At 71.1% G+C, this 23,118-nt stretch carries 22 protein-coding genes; 7 read left to right on the top strand and 15 right to left on the bottom strand.

All coding sequences use genetic code 11. The features are described 5' to 3' along the window. Nucleotides 1-44: 44 nt before the first annotated feature. From EAO75_RS00275 to EAO75_RS00215, 12 genes are all read right to left on the bottom strand, one after another. Nucleotides 45-1,646 carry a glycoside hydrolase family 13 protein gene (locus tag EAO75_RS00275; protein ID WP_147992994.1) on the bottom strand — a complete coding sequence of 534 codons (1,602 nt, stop codon included), beginning with the start codon at nucleotides 1,644-1,646 and terminating at the stop codon, nucleotides 45-47. A 57-nt stretch (nucleotides 1,647-1,703) separates the two neighbouring features. Beyond that, complete coding sequence (locus EAO75_RS00270; protein WP_147992993.1) at nucleotides 1,704-2,564, bottom strand: carbohydrate ABC transporter permease; 861 nt, start codon at nucleotides 2,562-2,564, stop codon at nucleotides 1,704-1,706. Then, a complete protein-coding gene (locus EAO75_RS00265; protein WP_147992992.1) occupies nucleotides 2,561-3,517 on the bottom strand; it encodes a carbohydrate ABC transporter permease in 957 nt (318 codons plus the stop codon). Before EAO75_RS00265 ends, EAO75_RS00270 begins: the two co-directional genes overlap by 4 nt. 6 nt (nucleotides 3,518-3,523) lie before the next feature. After that, nucleotides 3,524-4,873: an ABC transporter substrate-binding protein gene (locus EAO75_RS00260; protein WP_147992991.1), complete on the bottom strand. Its 1,350-nt coding sequence runs from the start codon at nucleotides 4,871-4,873 to the stop codon at nucleotides 3,524-3,526. Between the two features lie 131 nt (nucleotides 4,874-5,004). Then, the gene (locus tag EAO75_RS00255; protein ID WP_187284236.1) at nucleotides 5,005-6,003 is read right to left on the bottom strand and encodes a LacI family DNA-binding transcriptional regulator; all 999 of its coding nucleotides are present in this window, start codon (nucleotides 6,001-6,003) and stop codon (nucleotides 5,005-5,007) included. Between the two features lie 155 nt (nucleotides 6,004-6,158). Then, entirely contained in the window at nucleotides 6,159-6,854 is a 696-nt protein-coding gene (locus tag EAO75_RS00245; protein WP_147992990.1) for a GntR family transcriptional regulator, read from the bottom strand. 79 nt (nucleotides 6,855-6,933) lie between these two features. Then, entirely contained in the window at nucleotides 6,934-7,935 is a 1,002-nt protein-coding gene (locus EAO75_RS00240) for a proline racemase family protein (protein ID WP_147992989.1), read from the bottom strand. A 13-nt stretch (nucleotides 7,936-7,948) separates the two neighbouring features. Then, on the bottom strand, nucleotides 7,949-8,845 hold the full coding sequence (locus tag EAO75_RS00235) for a dihydrodipicolinate synthase family protein (protein WP_147992988.1): 897 nt from the start codon (nucleotides 8,843-8,845) through the stop codon (nucleotides 7,949-7,951). Between the two features lie 13 nt (nucleotides 8,846-8,858). Further along, the gene (locus tag EAO75_RS00230) at nucleotides 8,859-10,283 is read right to left on the bottom strand and encodes an FAD-dependent oxidoreductase (protein WP_147992987.1); all 1,425 of its coding nucleotides are present in this window, start codon (nucleotides 10,281-10,283) and stop codon (nucleotides 8,859-8,861) included. Beyond that, on the bottom strand, nucleotides 10,276-10,578 hold the full coding sequence (locus EAO75_RS00225; RefSeq protein ID WP_147992986.1) for a (2Fe-2S)-binding protein: 303 nt from the start codon (nucleotides 10,576-10,578) through the stop codon (nucleotides 10,276-10,278). The genes EAO75_RS00230 and EAO75_RS00225 overlap by 8 nt, the downstream gene beginning before the upstream one ends. Continuing rightward, complete coding sequence (locus tag EAO75_RS00220; protein ID WP_147992985.1) at nucleotides 10,575-11,726, bottom strand: NAD(P)/FAD-dependent oxidoreductase; 1,152 nt, start codon at nucleotides 11,724-11,726, stop codon at nucleotides 10,575-10,577. The genes EAO75_RS00225 and EAO75_RS00220 overlap by 4 nt, the downstream gene beginning before the upstream one ends. Nucleotides 11,727-11,844: 118 nt before the next feature. Further along, a complete protein-coding gene (locus EAO75_RS00215) occupies nucleotides 11,845-12,507 on the bottom strand; it encodes a hypothetical protein (RefSeq protein WP_187284235.1) in 663 nt (220 codons plus the stop codon). A gap of 223 nt (nucleotides 12,508-12,730) precedes the next feature. Here EAO75_RS00215 and EAO75_RS00210 point away from each other — a divergent pair, with 223 nt between their 5' ends. Then, complete coding sequence (locus EAO75_RS00210; protein ID WP_147992983.1) at nucleotides 12,731-13,381, top strand: helix-turn-helix domain-containing protein; 651 nt, start codon at nucleotides 12,731-12,733, stop codon at nucleotides 13,379-13,381. A 39-nt stretch (nucleotides 13,382-13,420) separates the two neighbouring features. Beyond that, a complete protein-coding gene (locus EAO75_RS00205; protein ID WP_147992982.1) occupies nucleotides 13,421-13,945 on the top strand; it encodes a toxin-antitoxin system, toxin component in 525 nt (174 codons plus the stop codon). A 34-nt stretch (nucleotides 13,946-13,979) separates the two neighbouring features. On the opposite strand, the gene EAO75_RS00200 is transcribed toward EAO75_RS00205, so the two are convergent. Further along, a complete protein-coding gene (locus EAO75_RS00200) occupies nucleotides 13,980-15,023 on the bottom strand; it encodes an alpha/beta fold hydrolase (RefSeq protein ID WP_147992981.1) in 1,044 nt (347 codons plus the stop codon). 231 nt (nucleotides 15,024-15,254) lie between these two features. Between EAO75_RS00200 and EAO75_RS00195 the strand changes: the two genes are divergently transcribed. Next, nucleotides 15,255-15,485 carry a hypothetical protein gene (locus EAO75_RS00195; protein ID WP_147992980.1) on the top strand — a complete coding sequence of 77 codons (231 nt, stop codon included), beginning with the start codon at nucleotides 15,255-15,257 and terminating at the stop codon, nucleotides 15,483-15,485. A gap of 24 nt (nucleotides 15,486-15,509) precedes the next feature. Here the strand turns inward: EAO75_RS00195 and EAO75_RS00190 are convergent, their stop codons facing one another. Both EAO75_RS00190 and EAO75_RS00185 read right to left on the bottom strand, forming a co-directional pair. Next, complete coding sequence (locus tag EAO75_RS00190) at nucleotides 15,510-16,190, bottom strand: 4'-phosphopantetheinyl transferase (protein WP_147992979.1); 681 nt, start codon at nucleotides 16,188-16,190, stop codon at nucleotides 15,510-15,512. Then, a complete protein-coding gene (locus EAO75_RS00185; protein ID WP_147992978.1) occupies nucleotides 16,187-17,047 on the bottom strand; it encodes a metallophosphoesterase family protein in 861 nt (286 codons plus the stop codon). The genes EAO75_RS00190 and EAO75_RS00185 overlap by 4 nt, the downstream gene beginning before the upstream one ends. 311 nt (nucleotides 17,048-17,358) lie before the next feature. On the opposite strand from EAO75_RS00185, the gene EAO75_RS00180 reads away from it, so the two are divergent. The 4 genes from EAO75_RS00180 (at nucleotide 17,359) to EAO75_RS00165 (ending at nucleotide 22,888) form a co-directional block, all read left to right on the top strand. Continuing rightward, nucleotides 17,359-18,495, top strand: a complete 1,137-nt coding sequence (locus EAO75_RS00180; RefSeq protein ID WP_147992977.1) for an ATP-grasp domain-containing protein — start codon at nucleotides 17,359-17,361, stop codon at nucleotides 18,493-18,495. Between the two features lie 228 nt (nucleotides 18,496-18,723). Beyond that, nucleotides 18,724-20,532 (top strand): hypothetical protein, encoded by a 1,809-nt coding sequence (locus EAO75_RS00175; protein ID WP_147992976.1) that lies wholly within the window; start codon nucleotides 18,724-18,726, stop codon nucleotides 20,530-20,532. 18 nt (nucleotides 20,533-20,550) lie between these two features. After that, on the top strand, nucleotides 20,551-20,982 hold the full coding sequence (locus EAO75_RS00170; protein WP_147992975.1) for a hypothetical protein: 432 nt from the start codon (nucleotides 20,551-20,553) through the stop codon (nucleotides 20,980-20,982). A 223-nt stretch (nucleotides 20,983-21,205) separates the two neighbouring features. Beyond that, the gene (locus EAO75_RS00165) at nucleotides 21,206-22,888 is read left to right on the top strand and encodes a carbohydrate binding domain-containing protein (RefSeq protein WP_147992974.1); all 1,683 of its coding nucleotides are present in this window, start codon (nucleotides 21,206-21,208) and stop codon (nucleotides 22,886-22,888) included. Nucleotides 22,889-23,118: the final 230 nt, after the last annotated feature.

The raw sequence follows: 23,118 nt of genomic DNA, 5'->3' as shown, positions 1-23,118 counted from the left end.
CTGATCCCTTCGTGGTGGGGGTACGGGGATAGCGGTCCGCGGTCTCAGGCGCGCAGCCAGACCGCGGTGTCCTTCGGCAGCCGCCCGCCCGTGTCCAACGGGCCGCTGGCGAGGAGGAGTTCGGTGTGGTCGGGCAGGTCGGCGGGCGTGTCCGCCAGATTGACCAGGCAGGTCACGCCCGGCGCGCGGGTGAAGGAGAGCACGCCCTCGGGCGCGGGCAGCCAGCTGAGGGGGCCCTCGCCGAACTCCGGGCGGAGCGCGATGGCCCGGCGGTAGAGGGCGAGCATCGAGCCGGGGTCGGCTGCCTGCCGGTCGGCGGCGTACGCGGCCCAGTCGGCGGGCAGCGGAAGCCACGGCTCCTCGTGTGAGCCGAAGCCGGCGTGCGGGGCCTCGGCCGCCCAGGGCAACGGCACCCGGCAGCCGTCCCGGCCCGGGTCGGTGCCGCCGGAGCGGGCGTGCATCGGGTCCTGGATGCGGTCGAGGGGGAGGTCGGCCTCGGGCAGGCCGAGTTCCTCGCCCTGGTAGACGTAGACGGCGCCCGGCAGGGCGAGCGAGAGCAGCGCGGCCGCCCGCGCGCGTCGGGTGCCGAGCGCGAGGTCGGTCGGGGTGCCGAAGGCCTTGGCCGCGAAGTCGAATCCGGTGTCCGCACGGCCGTAGCGGGTCACCGTGCGCGTCACGTCGTGGTTGCACAGGACCCAGGTGGCGGGGGCGCCGACGGGCGCGTGCTCGGCGAGGGTCGTGTCGATCGACGCCCGCAGCCGCCCGGCGTCCCAGGGGCAGGACAGGAACGCGAAGTTGAAGGCGGTGTGCAGCTCGTCCGGGCGCAGATAGCGGGCGAAGCGCTCGGGGTCGGGGAGCCAGACCTCGCCGACGAAGACGCCGTCGTAGTCGTCGGCGACGGCCCGCCAGGAGCGGTAGATGTCGTGGAGTTCGTCGCGGTCGACGAAGGGGTGCGGGTCGGGCGCGTCGGCGAGATCGGCCAGCGCGGGGTCCTTGGCGAGCAGCGCGGCCGAGTCGATACGGACGCCTGCCACGCCCCGCTCGAACCAGAAGCGCAGGATGTCCTCGTGTTCCTGGCGGACGGCGGGGTGGGCCCAGTTGAGGTCGGGCTGCTCGGGCGTGAACAGGTGGAGATACCACTCCCCGTCCGGCAGCCGGGTCCACACCGGCTCGGTGGAGCCGACGAACTGCGAAGGCCAGTCGCCCGGCGGGAGTTCCCCGTCCGGGCCGCGTCCGGGCCGGAAGTGGAACAGCTCGCGCTCCGGGCTGCCGGGTCCGGCGGCGAGCGCGGCCCGGAACCACGGGTGCTGGTCGGAGACGTGGTTGGGCACGATGTCGACGATGGTGCGGATGCCCAGCTCACGTGCCTCGGCGATGAGTTTCTCCGCCTCGGCGAGAGTGCCGAAGGCCGGGTCGATCGCGCGGTAGTCGGCGACGTCGTATCCGCCGTCCTTCAGCGGTGAGACGTACCAGGGCGTGAACCACAGGGCGTCCACGCCGAGTTCGGCGAGATACGGCAGCCGGGCGCGGACGCCCGCGAGGTCGCCGGTGCCGTCGCCGTCGCCGTCCGCGAAGCTGCGGACGTAGACCTGGTAGATGACGGCGGAGCGCCACCACTGTGCGGCGGCAGGACGGGACTGTGCCACGGTGCGGCCCTTTCTGTCGGAAGGAGGAGGGCGTCCGGGAGTCCGGGAGAGGAGGCGTCAGCCCTTGGTGCTGCCCGCGCCGATCCCGGCGATGATGTGCCGCTGGAAGACCAGGAACATCGCGACCATGGGGATGCTGGCGATCACCATCGCGGCGATGAGCACGGTCAGCGGGATGTTCTGCGACAGCTGGACGAGCGCCACACTGATCGGCTGTTTGTCGGTGTCGGAGAAGACCATCAGCGGCCACAGGAAGTCCTGCCACACGGCCACCAGCGCGAAGATCGAGACCACGCCGAGGACCGGCCGGGACATCGGCAGCACGATCGACCACAGGGTGCGCAGCCTTCCGGCGCCGTCGATCTCGGCGGCCTCCAGGACATCGCGCGGGAGCTGGTCGAAGAACCGCTTCAGCAGATAGAGGTTGAAGGCGTTGGCGACGGCCGGCAGCCAGATGGCGAGCGGATCGTTGAGCAGCCCCAGGTCAGCCACGGTCAGGTACTTCGGCACGACCAGCGCCTGGGCCGGGACCATCAGGGTGGCGAGGATGCCGCCGAGGAGCACCTTGCCGAATACGGGCCGCAGCCTGGACAGCGCGTAGGCGGCGGCCGTGCAGAACACGATCTGGAACAGCCAGGCGCCGGTGGCCTGGACGACCGTGTTCCACAGGTGCGTCGGCAGCTGCATCAGGTCCCAGGCGTCGGTGTAGCCGCTGAGATGCCACTGCTCGGGTACGACCGTGGGCGGGGTCCGCGCCACCTCGTCCGGTGACTTCACCGCGCCCGTCACCATCCAGTACACGGGGAAGAGGAAGGCGAGCGTGAACAGCAGGACGGTGCCGGTGAAGACGGACCAGTAGGCGGCCTTGCCGCGCGGGCGCGCCAGCGTCGCCGGCGAGACGAGGGTCCGGGTGGTCATGCGTCGTCCCCTTCGGTGCGGGTCAGTCGCAGATATACGGCGGAGAAGGCACCGAGGAGCGCGAGGAGCAGGACGCTGAGGGCGCAGGCGCCACCGAAGTCGTTGTAGAGGAAGGCGTACTTGTAGATCAGGTACAGCACGGTCACCGTGGCGTTCTCCGGGCCGCCGCCCGTGATCACGAACGGCTCGGTGAAGACCTGCATCGTGGCGATGATCTGAAGGAGCATCAGCATCAGGATCACGAAGCGGGTCTGCGGGATCGTGACGTGGCGGATGCGCTGGAGGAGGTTGGCACCGTCGAGTTCCGCCGCCTCGTACAGCTCGCCCGGGATGGACTGGAGCGCCGCGAGGTAGATGAGGACGGTGCCGCCCATGTTGGCCCAGGTGGCGACGATGACCAGGGAGAGGAGTGCGGTGTCGGCGCCGTTGGACCAGTTCGAGGTGGGCAGGTGCAGGAAGCGCAGCGCCTCGTTGGCGAGGCCGGTCCCCGGGTCGTAGAACCACTTCCACAGCAGGGCGCTGACCACCGGCGGGATCATCACCGGCAGATAGACCACGACGCGGAAGAACGCCTTGGCGTGCCGCAACTCATTGAGGACCAGGGCGAGTACGAAGGGGATCGCGAAGCCGATCAGCAGCGCGAGCAGCGTGAAGGTGAGGGTGTTGCGCCAGGCGGCGGCGAACTCCGGGTCGGCGAAGACGCGGGTGAAGTTGGCGGTGCCGACCCACTCGGGGTCGCTGCCGGGCGTGTACTTCTGGAAGGCGATCACGACCGCGCGGATCGCCGGGTACCAGGAGAACAGGGCGAAGCAGACGAGGCCGCCGACGAGGAAGCCGTACGCGCGGGCCTGGTCGGCGAGGCGGCGCCGCCTCCGGTCCCCTGCCGGGGGCGGCGCCTGCATCGGGCGGACCGCGACCTTCGCGACGGTCCGTCGCTGAGCCGTCCTGGTCATGGCCCGTCAGCCTCGGGCCAGGATGCCGTCGATCTTCCCGGAGGCGTCCTTCAGGAGCTGGTCGATGTCGGCGTCCTTCTTGGTGAGGACGGAGGAGACGACGCCGTCCAGGACGGAGTAGATCTGCTGGGCGCTGGGCGGCTCGATCTTCATGTCGAGGCTCTGGTTGCCGTCGAGGAAAGCCTGGTAGTTCTCCACCGGGACGTTGGCGTTGGCCTCCTTGACCTGCTGGTCCTTGGCGTCGGCGGCGCCGGTGAACAGGCGGGGTTCGGGCAGTCCGACGGGGGCGTCGTTCTTCTTGGCGCGGGCGTAGTCGCCGAGGAAGCCGTCGCCGGGCGTGAGGAACATGTGGTCCAGCCACTCCAGCCCGGCGCGGATCTCCTCGGGGCTCGCCTTCTTGTTGAACATGTAGCCGTCGCCGCCGATGAGCGTGCCCTGGCCGCCGGGCATGGGGGCGAGCGCGAGGTCCTTGTAGTTGCCGCCCTTCTCCTTGACCAGGATCGGGATGTTGTCCGGGGCGGAGAGGTACATGCCGAGCTTGCCGGAGCCCATCATCTGCTGGACGTCGTTGATGACGAGGAGTTGCTTGCTGCCCATCGAGTTGTCCGTCCAGCGCATGTCGTGCAGGGTCTGGAGCACGGCGCGGCCCTCGGGGGTGTCGACGGTGGCGTTCTTGCCGTCGGCGCTCACGACGTCGCCGCCCTGCGAGTAGAGCTCGGCGGTGAAGTGCCAACCGCCCTGGTTCTGGGCGCTGTAGTCGGCGTAGCCGATCGTGCCGTTCCCGAGAGCGGCGATCTTCTTGGCGGCGGCGCGCACCTCGTCCCAGGTGGCCGGGGGCTGGTCGGGGTCCAGGCCGGCCTTCTCGAAGAGCGCCTTGTTGTAGATCAGGCCCATCGAGTAGCCGGTGCGCGGGATGCCGTAGATCTTGCCGTCGACGGTGTAGATGTCGCGGAGCTGCTGCTGGATGGTCCCGTAGCTCTTCAACTCCTTGACGTACGGGGTGAGATCGGCCGCCTGGTTGATGTCGACGACGTGCTTTGCGTCGGTGAAGTACGTGTAGAAGACGTCCTCCATCTGCCCGCCGGCGAGCTTGGCGTCGAAGGTCTTCGGGTCCTGGCAGGGGAACGCGTCGTGCGCGACGACGTCGATGTCCGGGTTGGCCTTCTCGAAGGACGCGATGTCCTGCTCGAAGAACTGGCGGTCGACCTTGGCGCTCTTGGGCGGCATGCAGTTGACCGTGATACGGGTCTTGCCGCTCGCCGAGTCGTCGCCGCCCGACCCGCAGGCGGAGACGGCCAGGGCGAGGGAGCAGACGCTCAGCGCGGCAAGGCTACGGCGGAACCCGGTGCTTCTCATCGGTGGACCCCTCTGGGCAGGAGCGGTGGGCGCCGCACACTCAAGCACCGGCGACATCGGTCCGCAAGATGTCGCGCGAAATTTGAAATTTTTGAACAGCTAAGTGGATCGAGGTGGTGAGGCGATGGATCTCAGGGGCGGGGCGCCTGGGCGGTGGACCCCCGCACCACCAGCTCCGGCTCGAAGAGCAGTTCCTCCGTCGGTACGGCGGTGCCGCCGATCTGCGCGTTCAACAGCTCCACGGCCGCCCTCCCCATGGCCTCGATGGGCTGTCGGACGGTGGTCAGCGGGGGCTCGGTGCAGTTCATGAACGCCGAGTCGTCGTAGCCGACCACGGAGATCTCCGACGGAACGCGCAGTCCCTTGCGGCGGGCGGCCCTGATCGCCCCGAGCGCCAGCGGGTCGCTCGCGCAGATGATGCCGGTGACGCCGCGGTCGATCAGCCGGGAGGCGGCGGCATGACCGCCCTCGATCGAGAAGATGGCCCGCGCCACGCGCTCCTCGGGCAACTCCCCGGCGACGCTTCGCGCGGCGGCCAGCTTGCGCGCCGACGGCACGTGGTCGCCCGGCCCGAGCACCAGCCCGATGCGCTCGTGCCCCAGCGAGGCCAGGTGCCGCCAGGCCTGTTCGACAGCGACGGCGTCGTCGCAGGACACACCTGGGAAGCCGAGGTGCTCGATGGCCGCGTTGACCAGCACCACCGGGATGTTGCGATCGGCGAGCTCCTTGTAGTGGTCGTGCGGTGCGTCGGCCTGGGCGTACAGACCGCCGGCGAACACGACCCCGGACACCTGCTGTTGCAGCAGCAGCGCGACGTAGTCGGCCTCGGACACCCCGCCCTTGGTCTGCGTGCACAGCACCGGCGTCAGTCCGAGCTGGGCGAGCGCGCCACCGATCACCTCGGCGAACGCCGGGAAGATCGGGTTCTGGAGCTCGGGCAGCACGAGACCGACGAGCCGGGCGCGTTCGCCGCGCAGCTGCGTCGGCCGCTCGTAGCCGAGGACGTCCAGCGCGGACAGCACCGCCTGCCGGGTGGCCTCGGAGACACCGGGCTTGTCGTTGAGCACCCGGCTGACCGTGGCCTCGCTGACCCCGACCTTCTTCGCCACTTCAGCAAGTCGTCGCGTCATGCACGCAAGAATAGCGCAAGAAACGCAAGCGGCTTGCGTGGAATCGCTGGCTTTCCACACCGTGCCCCCCGCCCGTCGGCTGATCGAGCTCTTGAAGGAGCGAGGCTGGAGGGGCTGGACCAAGCTTGAGCGCGTGGACCCAGGTCTGCGACCGCCTACTTCGCTGCCCACAGCCCTCGGACGTGTCCGAGGTGGCGGGTCATGACCTCGCGTACGGCCTTCTCGTCGCGGGCGATCAGCGCGTCGAGGAGTTCCAGGTGCTCCTCGGCGGAGGCCAGGAGGCGGCCCGCCTCGACGAGTGCGGTGAGGCCGTAGAGGCGGGAGCGCTTGCGGAGGTCGCCGACGACCTCGACGAGGTGGGCGTTGCCGGCGAGGGCGAGCAGGCCGAGGTGGAAGCGGGTGTCGGCCTCGACATACGCGATGAGGTCACCGGAGACGGCGGCCTGGACGATCTCCCGGGCTGCGGGGCGCAGCGCCTCCAGGGAGACCTTGTCGGCGGTGCGGGCCAGCTCGACCACCGTGGGGATCTCGATGAGCGCCCGGACGTGGGTGTACTCGTCGAGCTGCTTCTCGGAGACGGCGGTGACCCGGAAGCCCTTGTTGGGGACCGTGTCGACCAGGCCCTCCTTGACCAGGTCGAGCATGGCCTCGCGCACCGGGGTCGCCGAGACGCCGAAGCGGGCGGCGAGCGTCGGCGCCGAGTACACCTCGCCGGGGCGCAGTTCCCCGGCGATCAGCGCGGCCCGCAGGGCGTCGGCGACCCGCTCCCGGTAGCTGCTCTTCTGGCCGCCCAGGCTGGGCAGCGCCGGGGCGGCTGCGGTGGACGGGGCGCCGGTGCGCTGGGCGGCCATGCGGTGTCTCCTTGTGGCAGTGCAATGTCACGCGGTACGCGTCATTATCCCCGGCTTCGTCGCCCCCGCGGCCCGCCCCCTACAGCACGAACCCGGACGGGAACGGGTCCGACGGATCGAGCAGGTACTGCGCGGTTCCGGTGATCCACGCGCGGCCGGTGAAGCTGGGCAGGACGGCGGGGCGGCCGGCGACCTCGGTGGTGCCGAGGAGCCGGCCCGTGAAGCGGGTGCCGATGAAGGACTCGTTCACGAACTCGGTGTGCAGCGGGAGTTCACCTCGCGCGTGCAGTTGCGCCATGCGTGCGCTCGTGCCCGTACCGCAGGGCGAGCGGTCGAACCACCCGGGGTGGATGGCCATCGCGTGCCGGGAATGACGGGCGGTGGCGCCGGGGGCGATCAGGTGGACGTGGTGGCAGCCGCGGATGGACGGGTCCTCGGGGTGGACGGGCTCTTCCTTGGCGTTGACCGCCGCCATGAGGGAGAGGCCTGCCTGGAGGATGTCGTCCTTGCGGGAGCGGTCGAAGGGCAGCCCGAACTGCTCCAGCGGCAGGATGGCGTAGAAGTTGCCGCCGTACGCCAGGTCGTAGGTCACCGTGCGTCCGTCGGCCAGGGTGATCTTGCGGTCGAGGGCGACCGAGAAGGACGGCACGTTCTGAAGGGTGACCGCCTTCGCGGCGCCGTCCTCCACCGCCACCTCGGCGACGACCAGGCCCGCCGGGGTGTCGAGGCGGATGGTCGTGACCGGTTCGACCACCTCGACCATGCCGGTCTCGACGAGCACGGTCGCGACCCCGATCGTGCCGTGTCCGCACATCGGCAGATAGCCGGAAACCTCGATGTAGAGCACGCCCCAGTCGCAGTCGGGGCGGGTGGGCGGCTGGAGGATGGCGCCGCTCATCGCCGAGTGGCCGCGCGGTTCGTTCATCAGGAGCTGCTTGATGTCGTCGCGGTGCTCACGGAAGTACAGGCGCCGCTCGTTCATGGTCGCGCCGGGGACGGTCCCGATGCCGCCGGTGATCACGCGGGTGGGCATGCCCTCGGTGTGCGAGTCGACGGCGTGCAGGACGAGTTTGCTGCGCATGGTCCAGCCTCCTTCACGCCAGTCCGGCTGCGACGGCCTTCTCGGTGGCCGCGCGGATCGCGGACTCCTGCTCCGGCAGCAGTGGCACCCGCGGTGGACGGCAGCTTCCCCCGTGTCGGCCCACGATGTCCATGGAAAGCTTGATCGCCTGCACGAACTCGACCTTGGAGTCCCAGCGCAGCAGCGGGTGCAGCTGTTCGTAGAGCTTCTTGGCGGTACCCAGGTCGCCGCCGACCGCCGCGCGGTACAGCTCCACGGTGGACCTCGGCAGCGCGTTCGGGTACCCGGCCACCCAGCCCTTGGCGCCGGCGAGCGCGAGCTCCAGCAGGACGTCGTCGGCGCCGATCAACAGGTCGAGTTCCGGGGCGAGTTCGGCGAGCTGGTAGGCGCGCCGGACGTCGCCGGAGAACTCCTTGACCGCGTGGATGTACCCCTCGCCGTGCAGCTTGGCGAGCAGTTCGGGGACGAGGTCGACCTTGGTGTCGATGGGGTTGTTGTACGCCACGACCGGGATGTCGGCCTTGGCGACCTCCGCGTAGTGCAACAGCACCGACCGCTCGTCAGCACGGTAGGCGTTGGGCGGCAGCAGCATCACGGACGTACAGCCCGCGTCTCGGGCCTGCTCCGCCCAGCGCCGGGACTCGGCCGAACCGTAGGCGGCCACGCCGGGCATCACCCGCTCGCCGCCGATCGCGGCGACGGCGGTCTCCACGACCTTCGCCCGCTCCTCGGGGGTGAGCACCTGGTACTCCCCGAGGCTGCCGTTCGGCACGACACCGTCACAGCCGTTCTCGACGAGCCAGGAGCAGTGCTCGGCGTACTTGTCGTGGTCGACGCGGAGGCCGTCGTCGAGCGGGAGGGCGGTGGCGACGAGGACGCCGCGCCACGGACGGTTCTCGGTGACGGTCATCTGGAATTCCCTCTCAGTGGAGTGTGACATTGCATTGAGCCGGTGCGGGCCAGCCTGTGCGATGCGCCCGGCGGCTTAGGCGCTCAGTCGTCCCCGCCCTCCCCCCGATCTCGCCGAGACCCTCGGCTGCCGCCTCGACGGACTCGCGGTCCATGTCGACGACGAGCAGCGCACCGACGTCCCCGGCGCCCAGTTCGGAGACGGCCGTACGGATCGCACCGCCGGTGACCTCCTCGCAGCGGCAGACGACGGTGTCGTCGGTGACCTGCTCGGCCCAGTGGGCCTGCGGTGCGTACACGGAGTCGAGCGCGGCGAAGAAGGCGCGCAGTCGGGTACGGGTCCTCGCGGCCGCCGTCCACTCGGCGGGGTCGGGTCGCGCGCCGTGCAGGCGGGCCGCGGCCGAGCGGCCGGCGATGTGTCCCTCGGCGAGCGAGAGCGCCGCGCCTCCGATGCCGGTCGTCTCCCCCGCGGCCCAGACGCCGGGCACGTCGGTGCGCTGCTCGTCGTCGACATGGACCGCGAGTCCGTCGAGGCGGCAGCCGAGGGTCTCGGCGAGATCGGTGTGCGGAAGCATCCCGTGGCCGACGGCGAGCGTGTCGCAGGGGATGCGGCGCCCGGTGCCGGGCCTGACCCTCCCGTCGGCATCGAGCGCCGCGACGGTCACCGCCTCCAGCCGCTCGGTGCCGTGTGCCTCGACGACGGTGCGCCGTGCGAGGAGTTGCACGCGGTGACGCAGCAACAGGGCCGCGTACTGCGCGCCTTCGGCGACCTTGCCGGGTTGGGCCGCCAGCGCTCGGGTGCGCCGCAGGAACGCCTTCGGGTCGGCGGACTCCACGAGCGCCGTCACCTCGACCCCGGCAGCGGCGAGCCCGGTCGCCACGGGGAGCAGCAGCGGCCCGGTCCCGGCGACGACCGCGGTGCGTCCGGAGACGGCGAGGGCGCCCTTGAGCATGGCCTGGGCGCCGCCCGCCGTGACGACGCCGGGAAGGGTCCAGCCGGGGAACGGCAGCACCTTCTCGTAACCGCCGGTGGCGAGCAGCACGGCATCGGCGCGCACCTCGGCCGGGTCGTGCTGTTCGGGGCCGAGCAGGGCGTGCACGGTGAATCCGCCGTCGGGGCGGCGCTCGACGAACCACACGTGATGGTCCGTCACATGCCGTACGCGGCCTGCCGCCACGTGGGCGGCCAGCCCGTCCCGCAGTCGCTCCCACGTCCGCCACTGATGGTGCAGGGCCTGCGGTCTGCGCGCCCGAAGCCCGGCGGCCGGCTGCCGGTAGAACTGGCCGCCCGCCTCCGCCGCCGAGTCGAGCAGGGTGACCCGGACACCTCGGGCGGCGGCGGCGACGCTCGCGGCAAGCCCGGCGGGCCCGGCGCCGATCACGGCGAGGTGCGGGGCCGCCGCCCGCTCACGGTCGCGGTCGCGGTCGCGGTCAGTCATCGTGACCCGTCCCTTCCTGGGTCCGGATCGCGTCGCCCGGGTGCAATGACACCAGACAGGCCCGTTGGTTCGGGCGGTCGTTGACGGTGATCAGGCAGTCGAAGCAGACGCCGATGCCGCAGAAGACGCCGCGCCGACGGCCCTCCCCCCGGGTGGTCCGCCAGGAGGTGACCCCGGCCGCCCACAGCGCGGCGGCGACCGTCTGGCCGGGCAGGGCCTGGATCTCACGGCCGTCGAGGGTGACCGTGAAGGCCGGGCCCGGGTGGGCGTCGGCGAGCTCCGGAGGGGTTCTCATGCGGCCTCCTGGGCGAAGCGGTCGGGTCGGAACGGCGTCAGGTCCAGGTCGGGCGTCTTCGCGGTGAGTGCCTGCGCGATCAAGTGGCCAGTGCCGGTGGCCAGTCCGATGCCGGCGCCCTCGTGGCCGCAGGCGTGGTGCAGGCCGGGCACGCGGGGATCGGGGCCGATCGCGGGCAGATGGTCGGGCATGTACGGGCGGAAGCCGAGGTAGGCGCGCATCGCGTGGACGTCGGCCAGGAACGGGAACAGCCGGGTCGTGCCCGCCGCCAGCGCCCGGACGACGGGCAGCGAGAAGGTCCGGTCGAAGCCGACGCGTTCCCGGCTCGCGCCGATCAGGATCGGGCCCGCCGCGGTGCCCTCGACGACCGGGGACGTCTGGAGCGCGGCCGAGTCGCTGGCGACGTCGGCCACATAGTCGGCGGCGTAGACCTTGTGACGCACCTTGCGCGGGAGGGGTTCGGTGACCAGGACGTAGCCCCGGCGCGGGAGGACGGGGAGAGGGACGCCCGCGAGTGCGGCGAGTTCACCGCCCCAGGTGCCGGCCGCGTTGACGACCGCCGGGGCGTGGATGTCGCCCCGGTCCGTGCGGACGCCGCGCACCGCGCCGTCCGGGGTGCGCAGGACGTCGGTCACCGTCCGGCCGGTGAACAGGCGGGCGCCCGAGCCGCGGACGAGGTGGGCGGCGGCCAGCGCGGGCATGACCTGGCAGTCCTGGGGGTAGTGGACGCCGCCCGGCAGGCCGGGTGCGAGGTGGGGTTCGAGGGCGTACAGGGCGTCGCCCGCCACCGGTTCGGCGACGACTCCGGCGGCGCGCTGCCCGTCGGCGAACCGCTCCAGCGCCGCGAGTCCGTCCGGGGACGAGGCCACGACGACGCCGCCCTTCGCCTCGTACTCGACGGCCGTCCCGAACTCCCGCGCCAGCTCGCCCCAGAGCCGGCCGGACAGCAGCGCGAGGTCCAGCTCGGGGCCCGGCTCCTTGTCGGAGACGAGGAGATTGCCCTCGCCGGCGCCGGTGGTGCCGCCGGCCACCGGGCCACGGTCGACGAGGATCACGTCGAGGCCCGCCCGGGCCGCGTACAGCGCGCAGGCCGCGCCCACCATGCCGGCTCCGACGACCACGACGTCGCAGGTCAGTCGCTCACTCACGCCAGTACTATGTCACACACCACCCTCGGACGGAATGATGCGACAGTGACCGCTTCGCAGAAAACGACAGCGCGCTGACGGGGCGCCGCCGGCGACCTGAACGCCGACGGTGCCCCGTTCAGTTCTCGGTGACGGGCACGACGCGCAGATGGGCCGCGCCGCGGCGCGCGGTACGCGTCCGGGGCCGGTCTCGGCGCACCTCGCGCAGCACCAGCGTCAGCCGGGTGTAGCCCATCTCCTGAAGGGTCATGGGCGTCTCGTCGACGACGCGGCACTCGGTGGCGCCCCAGCGCGGGTCGGGGTGCAGCAGCGGACGTACGGCGCCGTCCCGGGCGACGGCCTGCTCGCCGACCGCGCGGATCCAGTGCGGCAGGCCCTGCCGGTAGGCGGCCTCCATGATCGGATCCTGCGCGATGTCCCGGCGGATGGCCTGCAACCCGTGGTCATGGCCCTGCCGCTCCACGGCGGCGGCGAAGTGGGCCAGCATCGGCAGGCACCAGCTGGACTCGTGCTCACCGAGGACGGTGCTCGCGTCCGGGTGGAAGAGGACGAATCTGAGGAAGTTGTCGCCGGGCATGGCCGTCGGATGCGGGCCCACGCCGCGGAAAAGTGACGCGAAAGCGGTGTTCGCCAGGACGACGTCCCAACGGTGGTCGAGCACGACGGACGGGAAGGGCACGGCCTCCACGAGTGCGGCATAGTCCCGCAGATACGCCTGGGCCTCCGGCCTCTCGGGGACGGGTCGCGGTTCGGACCGCTGCCCACCTGCCTGATATGCCATCGGGAGGTCACCCCTCTTGCCTATGCGGCCTTCACGCGGCGCCCCGATCCTGCTGCCCGAGCCCGAGTCGTGTCAACTATCGTGGCATTTCGTGCCTGTTGACGGCTGAAATTGGCCACAGTTGTGGCGAGACCTGGATGTGAGTTCGAACTACCCGGTAATCTCCGTCAAGTTCACGGGAAGGGCTTGTGAGAAGCCTGTGAGAGACGTAGGAGATCTGCCGGTGACGGATGGCTTCGAGGGTTCGGGCGCCACGCCGACGGTAGCGCTGCCGGCCGTCGTCGCCCGTGTCACCGCGCTCGCCGACCGGCTCGGCGTGCCGCACACGGAGGTCCTCCACACCGGGCGGCTGTCCGTCGCCTGCGGCGTCACGGAACCCGTGGTCAGGGCCCTGCTGAGCGGCCGGCCCGCGGGTGAGCCCGACGTGCAGGCACGCTTTCTCCAGCGGCTCGACCTGTTGCGCCGCACCCGCGTGAAGCCGAACGGCCGCAAGTACACCCAGCAGGAGATCGCCGACGGCGCGGGCATGTCACGGCAGCAGGCCGGCGCCCTGATCAACGGCGACCGGCGCCCCACCATGGAGCACTGCGACGCCATCCAGCGCTTCTTCCGGGTGCACGCCGGATTCCTCACGGCCGAGGACCCCGAGGCGCTCGCCGGCGCCCTCCAGCGCACCGAGCAGGATCTGCTCCAAAAGCTCGCGGAGCGCGAGGCCGCCCAGGCCGCCGAGGACCCGCTGGAGAAGCTCCTCCAGGACCACGGAGTGCGCGGCATCGCCTGGCGGGCCGCCCAACTGCCCACCGACCAGCACCGCGACAAGGTCGCGGAGTGGCTGGACATGCTCCTGGAGAGCGTCAAGCGACCCGAGTCGTGATCCGGGGAGAACGGGAGATCAGTGGGCATCGGTAGGGAAATGCGCCGCCTGTGCGGCGAGTTGGTCGCGGAGCTGACACTCCCCGCGCCCGCGGCCCCCGACAGGCTGTACGGCGCACTGTGCGACGCGATGAGCAGACGCCGCGGCCGTCCCGTCCACTTCCGTACGGCCGCCTTCCCGGCCGACACCGCCAGCGGGCTGTGGCTCGACATGGCCGATCAGGACCTGGTCGTGATCGAGGAACGCACCGCGCCGGACCACCAGTTGGTGATCCTCGGTCACGAGCTGTGGCACATGAAGGCCGGTCACTGCACCCACAGCATCGAGGGCGCCACCGTGGCGGCCAGGCTGCTCAGCGACGACGCCGATCTGCGCTCGACGGTGCTGAAGGTCGCCGCCCGCAGCCGCTTCGACGAGGCCGAGGAGAAGGAGGCCGAGAGCTTCGGCCTGCTGCTGGCCAGCAAGTGCCGCACCTGGCTGGCGGMCTCGTCGGTGCGGGGGCAGCGGGACCATCTGGCGGGGCGGATCGAGGCGTCACTGGGTTACCTCGGGCCGCAGGGCTGATCGAGGGGCGTCGGGCCGCGTCCGGCTGCCCGGGTCAGGTCGCGCTGCGCTCGCTCGCCTCCCGCAGCTCCCGTTCGACCGCACGGGAACGGGCCGTGTCCGGCTGCCCCGACGCCGTGCCGGGCCGCCCCGCCCGCAGCATCTCGCGCCAGTTCTCGCGGCTCCAGTCGGCGGGGGCCGTGCCGCTGGTGAACTCCTCGACCAGCGCGACGAAACGGGCCGGGTCGGTGTGGAACGGGAAGTGCCCCGCCCCCTCGAAGATCTCCAGCCGGCTGCCGGGCATCGCCTCGTGCGCGCCGTAGGCGTGCCGCACCGGCACCACGCTGTCCCGGTCGCCCCACAGCAGCATGGTCGGCATGCCCTCGGTCAGATAGCAGCGGTCCAGCATCGTGACCACCTGTCCGCGCCAGTCGACCACCGCCCGCAGGGTACGGATGAACGCGTTGCGCGAGGTCTCGTCGGGCAGTGCGTCGACGAGGGTCAGCAGTTCCGGCGCGTCCTGCCCGAGATCGGTGTCGAGGAGCCTCATCAGCCGTACCGCCAGCCCCACTTGCAGCTGCATTCCCGGCAGCCGCAGCGCCGACAGCATCAGATGCGCGCCCGGCAGCGACACCAGCCGCAGCACCGGATTGACCTCGCGCCCCACCCCGCCCGCGCTGACCAGGATCAGCCGTTCGGTGCGCTCGGGGAACTGGTAGGCGAACTGCATCGCCACTCCCCCGCCCAGCGAGTGCCCCACCAGGGTCGCCGACTCGACACCGAGCGTGGTGAGCAGGTCGCGCACACCGTTCGCGTACGCGGCCACCGAGTAGTCGGCGCGCGGCTTGTCCGAGGCGCCGTGGCCGAGCAGGTCGGGGGCGATCACGGTATGCGTGCGGGCGAGGTCGGGGATCAGTTCGGTCCAGGTGTCGGAGGAGTCCCCGATGCCGTGGACAAGCACCAGGACCGGCCCGTCACCGGCCATGCGGAAGGCGCGCCGGTAGCCGTGCACGACGCGGTACTGCAACGCGAGGTCCCCGTCACCCACCGAACGCAGCCGTACGGCGCGCGCAGGGCTCAGTCCCTGTACGTCGGCCACGCACCCACCTCCGTTCCTGCTGCTTTCCCCGGCCGCGAGCGCGCGGCCGAAAGCTCCTCCCCTCAGCGTAGAACGCCTTTCCCACCAGGGATTTCGGGGCGGTTTCGGCTCCGCTAAGCGGACGAACGCAGATGTGGTCGGACCCGATTGTCAGTGGTGGACGGCAAGCTGGTGGTGCGCCCTCATGTGCGGGGCGTGACGCGATGACGCCGACTTGGGGAGAGCCGACCGATGCCCACTGCCGTACTGACCGATCGCGAGCGCACCGCAGTCCAGGCCTACCTGCGGCTTTTGCACACCGTACGAGCCGCGTTCGACGGTCCGCCCGGGAAGGGCCGACCAACCGTAGTGCCCCCCGCCGTCCTCGCCGAGGCGGAACAGGCGCTGGCGGACGCGGGTCTGACGGGCAACGAGGAGGCGTTCTTCCGGCTGCTGACGAGCTGGTGCCCGGCGGAGCCCTAGCGCCAAGCGGCGCCGGGAGGGGGCTCAGGTGTGCGGCACGCTGACCGCGGTCGCCACCAGCCCCCGCTGGACGGTCCACCGGCCCTCGAAGACGTCGATCCGGCGCTCGCCCACCAGCGGGCCCGGCACGAGGAGCCGGGCGCGCAGACCGCCGCTGTGCCGCTCACCGGGGTCGGCGAAGACGTCGATGTCGGCCTCGGCGAAGTCGAGCCACTTTCCGGTGAGGGGGAACCACGCCTTGTAGACGGACTCCTTGGCGCTGAACAGGAGCCGGTCCCAGTGGACATCGGGGTGGTCGCCGGCCAGCCGGCGCAGCCGCTCCTCCTCGGCGGGCAGGGCGACGGCGGGCAGCACCCCCTCCGGGAGCGTCTGGTGGGGTTCGGCGTCGATACCGAGGGAGGCCAGATCGGCGGCGCGGACCAGTGCGGCGGCGGCGTAGCCGTCGCAGTGGGTCATGCTGCCGACCAGACCGGCCGGCCAGCCGGGGGCGCCGCGTTCACCCGGCAGGATCGGCTGCGGGGGCACACCCAGCTTCTCCATGGCGCGACGCGCGCAGGAGCGTACGACGGCGAACTCCCGGCGGCGCTTGTCGACCGCCTTGGCGACGACGGCCTCCTCCTCGGGGTACAGGGCCGCGCCCGCGTGCTCGTCATGGCCGTACGCCTCGACGGTGACCACCGGGTCCGGCAGCAGTTCCTCGATCACCGGGCCGCGCCCTCCTTCGGCAGAATGCGGCGCAGCCGTCCCGGCGGGTCCGGTCGCTTGCGCCATTCGCGGGGGTACCCCACCGAGACCTCCTCGAAGCGGACGCCCTCGTGCCAGGTGGTCCGCGGGATGTGGAGGTGGCCGTAGACCATCGTCCGGGCGCGGAACCTGCGGTGCCAGTCCGCGGTCAGCCGGGTGCCGCACCACATGGCGAACTCGGGGTACCACAGCACGTTCGTCGGATGCCGGTCCAGCGGGTAGTGGTTGACGAGGACGGTGGGCAGGTCCTCGGGCAGTGCGGCGAGCCGGCGCTCGGTCTCGGCGACCCGGGCCTCGCACCAGGCCTCGCGGGACGGGTAGGGGTCGGGGTGCAGCAGGTACTCGTCGTTGCACACGATCCCGGTGCCGTGCGCGTACTTCAGCCCCTCCTCCTTGGTGGTGCAGCCGGAGGGCAGAAAGGTGTAGTCGTACAGCAGGAACAGCGGCGCCACCGCGACCGGGCCGCCGGGTCCCTCCCAGACGGGGTAGGGGTCCTCGGGGGTCGTCACGCCGAGTTCCCGGCACACCTCGACCAGGTGCTCGTAGCGCTCGACGCCGCGCAGGGTGACCGAGTCCTTCGGGTGGGTCCACAGCTCGTGGTTGCCGGGGGCCCAGACGACCTTGCTGAAGCGGCCGGCGAGCGTCTTCAGGGCCCAGCGGATGTCGGCGACGGTCTCCGCCACATCGCCGGCGACGAGCAGCCAGTCGTCGTCCGAGTCGGGGCGCATCTTCTCGACGAGGGCGCGGTTCTCCTCGTATCCGATGTGCAGGTCGCTGATGGCCAGCAGCTGTCCGGCACCGCGGGCCGTCGACGTCACCCTTCGCCCCTTCCGATCACACGGAACGATCACACGAACAGGACCACGAGATCACAGAGTGCCCCACCGGTACAAGGCCGGATCACGTCGTCGCCGGGGAGGGGTGTCGGGGGTGTACCTGACGGTCAGGAAGGATCCGCAATTCCGTAACACGTACGTTGCACGCGGCACCCCTTGAAACCCGTATGATCGCCCCAACACCACGGCAATCAGCGTCCCCTCGCAAGGGGCGATTTTGGTGTCCCTCCAACCACCCTGCCCGGGCACGGGCCTGCTTTGCCCTGCCCGCGAACCCGAAAGGACGGCCCTGCATGGTCTCTCGCGTACGCGTCTGGCTCAACCGCACGTACGCGGAGAACGTGTTCTTCATGGATCAGCTGCGACGAAATCCCAGCGATCGGGCCGTGGAGATCCATGCGACGCACGGGGACGCCGACTCACCCGTGCTCGCCGCCGCCGACACCGCCGAGCTGGAGCCGGAGGGCCTGTCCCCGGCCGGGTACGTGGAGTACGCCCTCGCCCAGTGCCGGCGCCGCGGTATCGACGTGTTCGTGCCCCGGCTGCACCAGTCGGCGATCGTGGCGCACCGCGCGGAGTTCGAGGCGGTCGGTACGGCGCTGCTGGCGCCGCCGCCGGAGGCCGTGGCGGTCTTCCAGGACAAGGTGATCGCGTACGAGGCCGTGCAGGCCGTCGGGGTGCCGGTGCCGCCGTGGTGGCGGGTGCGCAACGCCGATGAACTCGTCGCCGCCGTCGAGGAGTTGGAGGCCGCCGGCCACAAGGCGTGCTTCAAGCCGGCGTCCGGTGCGGGCGGGGTGGGCTTCCGCATGATCACGCGCTCCCCCTTCTCGCTCATGCACCTCAGCGGGTTCCCGACTCCGTATGTGCAGCTGGATCTGGTGGTGGACGCCCTGCGGCGGACCGACGAGCCGGTGGACTGGCTGGTGATGCCGCGGCTGGAGCAGCCGGAGGTGTCGGTGGACTGCCTGACCGGGCCGGACAACCGGGTGCGGCTGGCGATCGGCCGGATCAAGAACGGCCGGCGCCGTGGGTTCACGCTGCAGGAGCAGTGGCTGGAGCCGGCGCGGCTGATCGCGGAGGGGTTCGGGCTGCACTATCTGTCCAACATCCAGTTCCGGATGTTCGGGGACACTCCGGTGCTGATGGATGTCAACACGCGGCCGGCCGGCGGCTTGCATCAGCTGTCGCTGTGCGGGGTCAACGTGCCTTGGCTGGCTGTGCAGTTGGCGCTCGGGGAGGATCCGGGCGAGGTCGTGCCCCCGTTCCTCGGACAGGACTACACGGTGGTCTCGGGCCCGCGCCAGCTGCGACCGGTGTCCATCCCCCAGCAGCGCGCGGCCGAGGAGACGGAGCCCCTGCTGCCGGCGGTACCGGCTCCCGCACCGGCCGAACCGATCGAGAGCGGGGCGGCACAGGTGCTGCCGCTCTAGTTCGGGTCCGCTGGAAGATCCGCCTTGTCGGGCGCCCTGCCGGGCGCCCGAGCGGCGCGATCGGGGCGCGTCCGGTCGCCCGACGGGGCGGTTGCCAAGCGGAGCGCCCCCTGCGTGCCCCCACGCCACAAGCCGCCGGACAGGCGTCCCTCGAAGCCGCTCTCTCCCTCTTTCGTGGCTGCTAGCTTCGCGCCAACGCAGCGTGGAGCAACCGGGGGAGGCGGCTTCATGGCCGAAGGAACACAGGACGACGGGGCATTCGGAAGGTCCGCGGATCCGGCCGAGGACGCGGCCGAGCATCTCGCCGCGGCGATCGGGACACCGGCTTGGGCCGAGGCCCGGGAAGGTGTACTCGGCCTCTTACCGGACGACGAGCCGCAGGTGGACGAACGCATCGACGCCTGGGCGGCCGTCGCGGCACGTCACGAGGGCCAGGGGCTGACCCGCTACCTGACGGATTCGCTGCCGGAATGGCGGGAGCTGATCGAGAGGGCCGTCGCGGATGACCCCGAACGGGCGGAAGAGGCCCGCCGGTTCGCGGACTCCGTTCAATCGCTCCTCCCCTCGCCGGACGGCACCACCCCCCAGATCGCGGTGGCGACCGGGCACGGCACCGTCAACGCCGTGCAGAACGGCAACATCTACTACGAGGTCGTACTCGGCCTGGCCCCACGGCCGCCCCGGAGGACGAGCCTGCGCAAGGCGGCCGTCATCACGGGCACCGCTGCGACGGTGACGGCCGTCGGCGGTCACATGGCCGCCGACCATCTCGCCACCGAGGCCATGAAGGCGGCCGGCACCGGACCGGCGCCGGGGGCACCGCTCGCCGACCCGGTCCAGGTGTCCACCGCGGCAACGCAGACCGCCGGTTCCACCTCGGCCGCCGGAGCCTCGACGGCCGCCGCCAAAGCCGGTACGACCGTCCTCGCCAAGGCCGCAGCCGCCGTCACCAAGGCCCTGACGTTCGCCGGCGCCGGGGCCGCCGGGGTCAGCGTGCCCGTGGTGGCGAGTGTGGTCACGGTCGTGGTGGTCGTGACCGTCACAGTCACCGTCGTCGTGCCGCGCGTCATGGGCGGGGCGTCCTGCGACAAGGCCGCCGAGGGCCGCTCGGCCCCCGCGGTCCTGGCGGAGGCCGCCCGGCGCGTGGAACTGACGAGCTTCCGCTACGACGTCACACGCGGCCGGCACCATGTCGCCGGGGCGGCGGACCCGCACGCGCGCACGGCCTGGTTCCGACAGGGCCTCACCGGCGGCCCCGCCACGAGCGGCACGATCGACCGGGGCAGGGTCGTGCTGCCCACCGGCACGACCACGCCGTTCGGCGCGGATCCACGGTGGGTGCGGGCCGACGGCGCCTTCATGGACGCCGTCGACCCCGTGGCTCCGGCGCGGGAGCTGCGATCGGTCACCCGGGCGCGGCGCGAGGGCTGCACCTTCACGGGAACGCTGGCTCCCTCGGCCGAACCCGGCGGATCTACCGGCAGCGCCGAACCGGCCGTCGCAAGGTCGGAAAGCGGCTTCGTCGAACCGGCGGCGACCACCTCCACGCCCGAGTCCGACAGCTCCGCCGTCGACTTCACCGCACGCATCGACGACGTCGGCCGGCTCGTCCGCCTCACCACACGGGCGGCCGGCGACCGGTTGGCCGCCTCCGCCCGCTACTGGGATTTCGGACTGACCGTGACCCCGTCCGCGCCGCCCTCCGGCGACGGGTCGAAGCCGTCCGGGATCGCCACCCTGACGGGCACGTGGACGGGGGACTGGTCCACGGGGTTCGGCACCGGAGGGTTCACGGCCAACCTGACCCAGGACGGGAACCGACTCACCGGAGAGCTGAAGGTCGACGGGGTGCCGTGCTCCCTGGACGGGGCCCTCAACGGCACGCTCGACGGCGACCGCATCACCTTCGGCAGCGTGAACAGCGAGAAGGAGATCACGTTCACCGGAAGCGTGGACGGCGACACCATGCGCGGCACCTTCGAGACCGACTGCTACGACGCCTCCGGTCCGTGGACCGCGCGGCGCTCCGACTCCTGACCGAGGAAAGGCACCGACGTGATATCCGAATGGCTGACCACACTCGCCGCGGCCGGCTCCGCAGCCCTGGTCAACGCCGCCTCCACCGACGTCTGGCAGGCCGCTCGCGAGCGCTTCGCCCGGCTGCTGGGCCGCGGCGATCCCGCCCGCACCGAGACGGCGGCCCGGCGGCTGGACGATCTACGCCGCGTCGTCGAGGAGCCCGGAAACGAGCGTGAACTGGCCGAGGCCCGCCACGCCTGGCGTCTGCGCCTCCAGGACCTGCTGGAGGAGAATCCGGACGCCGCCGAGGAACTGCGGTCCGCGATCGCCGAGTTGCCCCCGCCCCGGCCCGTCTCCGCCGCCGCGATCCGCCAGGACAATCGCGCATACGACCACGGCACCGTGAACGCCGTCATGAACGGTGATCTGACGGTCCACCCGACACGGCCGGCCGCGTCGGACGGCTGAGAATTTTTGGTATGGACCAATCCCGCGCCAGAGCTTGACACCAGGATTGGTTCATACCAATTTGGTTGGCGCACCTCTGCACATCTCTGCACCTCTGCACATCTCTGCACCTCTGCACATCTCTGCACCTCTGCACATCTCTGCACCTCTGCACATCTCTGCACCTCTGCACATCTCTGCACCTGTGCACTCCCGAACACCCCACTTTTCCCAGGGAGATCACGTGCGCAACCAACCCCTCAGACGTCTGAGACGTCGACTTCTCGCTCTTGTCGGGTCCGGTGCTCTTGCGATCGCCGGAGCCGTCGCTCTTCCCGGTACGGCCCAAGCGGCCAATGTCCTGTCCAACGCCGGCTTCGAGTCGGGCGCGCTCTCCCCGTGGAGCTGCACCGGCAATCTCGGGTCGGTCGCCTCCTCGCCCGTGCACGGTGGGTCCAAGGCTCTTGCGGGGGCCGTGAGTTCGAGCGACATCGCCAAGTGCAGCCAGACCGTCGCGGTGCAGCCGAACACCACGTACAGCCTCAGCGGCTGGGTGCGCGGGTCCTACGTGTACCTCGGCGTGGACGGCGGCGCCTCCACCTGGACGTCGTCGCCGTCGGCCTACAGCCGGCTGTCGGTGTCGTTCACGACCGGTGCCTCGCAGACCAGCGCCCAGGTGTACGTGCACGGCTGGTACGCCCAGGGCACCTACTACGCCGACGACCTCAGTCTCGACGGGCCCGGCGGCGGCTCGGACACCCAGGCGCCGAGCGTGCCGGGCAGCCTGCGGTCCACCGGAAAGACCTCGTCCAGTGTGTCGCTGGCCTGGAACGCCTCGACGGACAACGTCGGGGTGACGGGGTACGACATCTTCCGCGGCTCCAGCCAGGTGCTCAGCGTCTCCGGTACGAGTGCCACGGTCAGCGGACTGTCGCCCAGCACGGGCTACACCTTCACGGTGAAGGCACGGGACGCGGCCGGGAACGTGTCGGCGGCCTCCAACGCCGTCACCGTCACGACGGACACCGGCGGCGGTGGCGGCACCGGCTTCAAGCAGGCCGCGCCCTATCTGTACCTGGGCTGGGGCGATCCGCCGAGCGCGACCTCGGTGATGAGCTCGACCGGGATCAAGTGGTACACGATGGCGTTCATCCTCTCCTCCGGCGGCTGCAACCCCGCCTGGGACGGATCGCGGCCGCTGACCGGCGGCAACGACCAGAGCGTCATCAACTCCATCCGGGCCGCCGGCGGTGACATCGTGCCGTCGATCGGCGGCTGGAGCGGCAACAAGCTCGGGCCGAACTGTTCGACGCCCGAGGCGCTCGCGGGTGCGTACCAGAGGGTCATCGACGCCTACGGGCTGAAGGCGATCGACGTCGACATCGAGAACACCGACGAATTCGAGAACGCCACCGTGCAGGACCGGATCCTGAACGCCCTGAAGATCGTCAAGGCGAACAACCCGGGCCTGCGGACCGTCCTCACCTTCGGCACCTCCACGACCGGGCCGACGTACTGGGGCAACCGCCTCATCGACCAGGCCAAGGCGCTGAACGCGGACATCGACGTCTTCACGATCATGCCGTTCGACTTCGGCGGCGGCGCCGACATGTACGGCAACACCGTGAACGCCTCGGAGGGGCTGAAGAACAAGCTGAAGTCCACCTTCGGCTGGGACGACGCCACCGCTTACGCGCACATCGGCATCTCCGGCATGAACGGCCTKTCCGACCAGCAGGAGCTCACCTCGCCCGCGACCTGGACCCAGATCCGCGACTGGGCGAACTCCCACCACATCGCCCGTCTCGCGTTCTGGTCGGTCAACCGCGACCGGCCGTGCCCGGGCGGCGGCGTGACGAGCAACTGCTCCGGGATCAGCCAGAGCAACTGGCAGTTCACGTCCATCACGGCCGGGTTCACCGGCTGAGGTCGCCTTCGTCATCCCTCCCGGGAAATTTTTTCCCGGGAGGGTGTATCAGGGCGCCGACCGCGCGCTCATAAGGGTGAAAGGCAACGGGGGAACAACGGGGGACAGCACCACCACGGGGGAAGCACGGGGGATTTCGGGTCGGCCGACCGCTGTCGACGGGGGTGGCGGCCGACCGGCCCGAAGTAGGTCCCGGAGCCCCGGGTCAGAAGCGGCCCGCTCCGCGGTAC

This window comes from Streptomyces sp. UW30, from assembly GCF_008042075.1.
In the GTDB taxonomy this organism is placed as follows: Bacteria; Actinomycetota; Actinomycetes; order Streptomycetales; family Streptomycetaceae; genus Streptomyces.
This window is presented reverse-complemented; position numbering and strand designations above follow the sequence as displayed.

Excerpts from the sequence above, each read along its gene's own strand:
- EAO75_RS00270 (WP_147992993.1), bottom strand. The coding sequence starts at position 2,564 with ATGACCACCCGGACCCTCGTCTCGCCGGCGACGCTGGCGCGCCCGCGC.
- EAO75_RS00265 (WP_147992992.1), bottom strand. The coding sequence starts at position 3,517 with ATGACCAGGACGGCTCAGCGACGGACCGTCGCGAAGGTCGCGGTCCGC.
- EAO75_RS00260 (WP_147992991.1), bottom strand. The coding sequence starts at position 4,873 with ATGAGAAGCACCGGGTTCCGCCGTAGCCTTGCCGCGCTGAGCGTCTGC.
- EAO75_RS00255 (WP_187284236.1), bottom strand. The coding sequence starts at position 6,003 with ATGACGCGACGACTTGCTGAAGTGGCGAAGAAGGTCGGGGTCAGCGAG.
- EAO75_RS00245 (WP_147992990.1), bottom strand. The coding sequence starts at position 6,854 with ATGGCCGCCCAGCGCACCGGCGCCCCGTCCACCGCAGCCGCCCCGGCG.
- EAO75_RS00240 (WP_147992989.1), bottom strand. The coding sequence starts at position 7,935 with ATGCGCAGCAAACTCGTCCTGCACGCCGTCGACTCGCACACCGAGGGC.
- EAO75_RS00235 (WP_147992988.1), bottom strand. The coding sequence starts at position 8,845 with ATGACCGTCACCGAGAACCGTCCGTGGCGCGGCGTCCTCGTCGCCACC.
- EAO75_RS00230 (WP_147992987.1), bottom strand. The coding sequence starts at position 10,283 with ATGACTGACCGCGACCGCGACCGCGACCGTGAGCGGGCGGCGGCCCCG.
- EAO75_RS00225 (WP_147992986.1), bottom strand. The coding sequence starts at position 10,578 with ATGAGAACCCCTCCGGAGCTCGCCGACGCCCACCCGGGCCCGGCCTTC.
- EAO75_RS00215 (WP_187284235.1), bottom strand. The coding sequence starts at position 12,507 with ATGGCATATCAGGCAGGTGGGCAGCGGTCCGAACCGCGACCCGTCCCC.
- EAO75_RS00195 (WP_147992980.1), top strand. The coding sequence starts at position 15,255 with ATGCCCACTGCCGTACTGACCGATCGCGAGCGCACCGCAGTCCAGGCC.
- EAO75_RS00180 (WP_147992977.1), top strand. The coding sequence starts at position 17,359 with ATGGTCTCTCGCGTACGCGTCTGGCTCAACCGCACGTACGCGGAGAAC.
- EAO75_RS00175 (WP_147992976.1), top strand. The coding sequence starts at position 18,724 with ATGGCCGAAGGAACACAGGACGACGGGGCATTCGGAAGGTCCGCGGAT.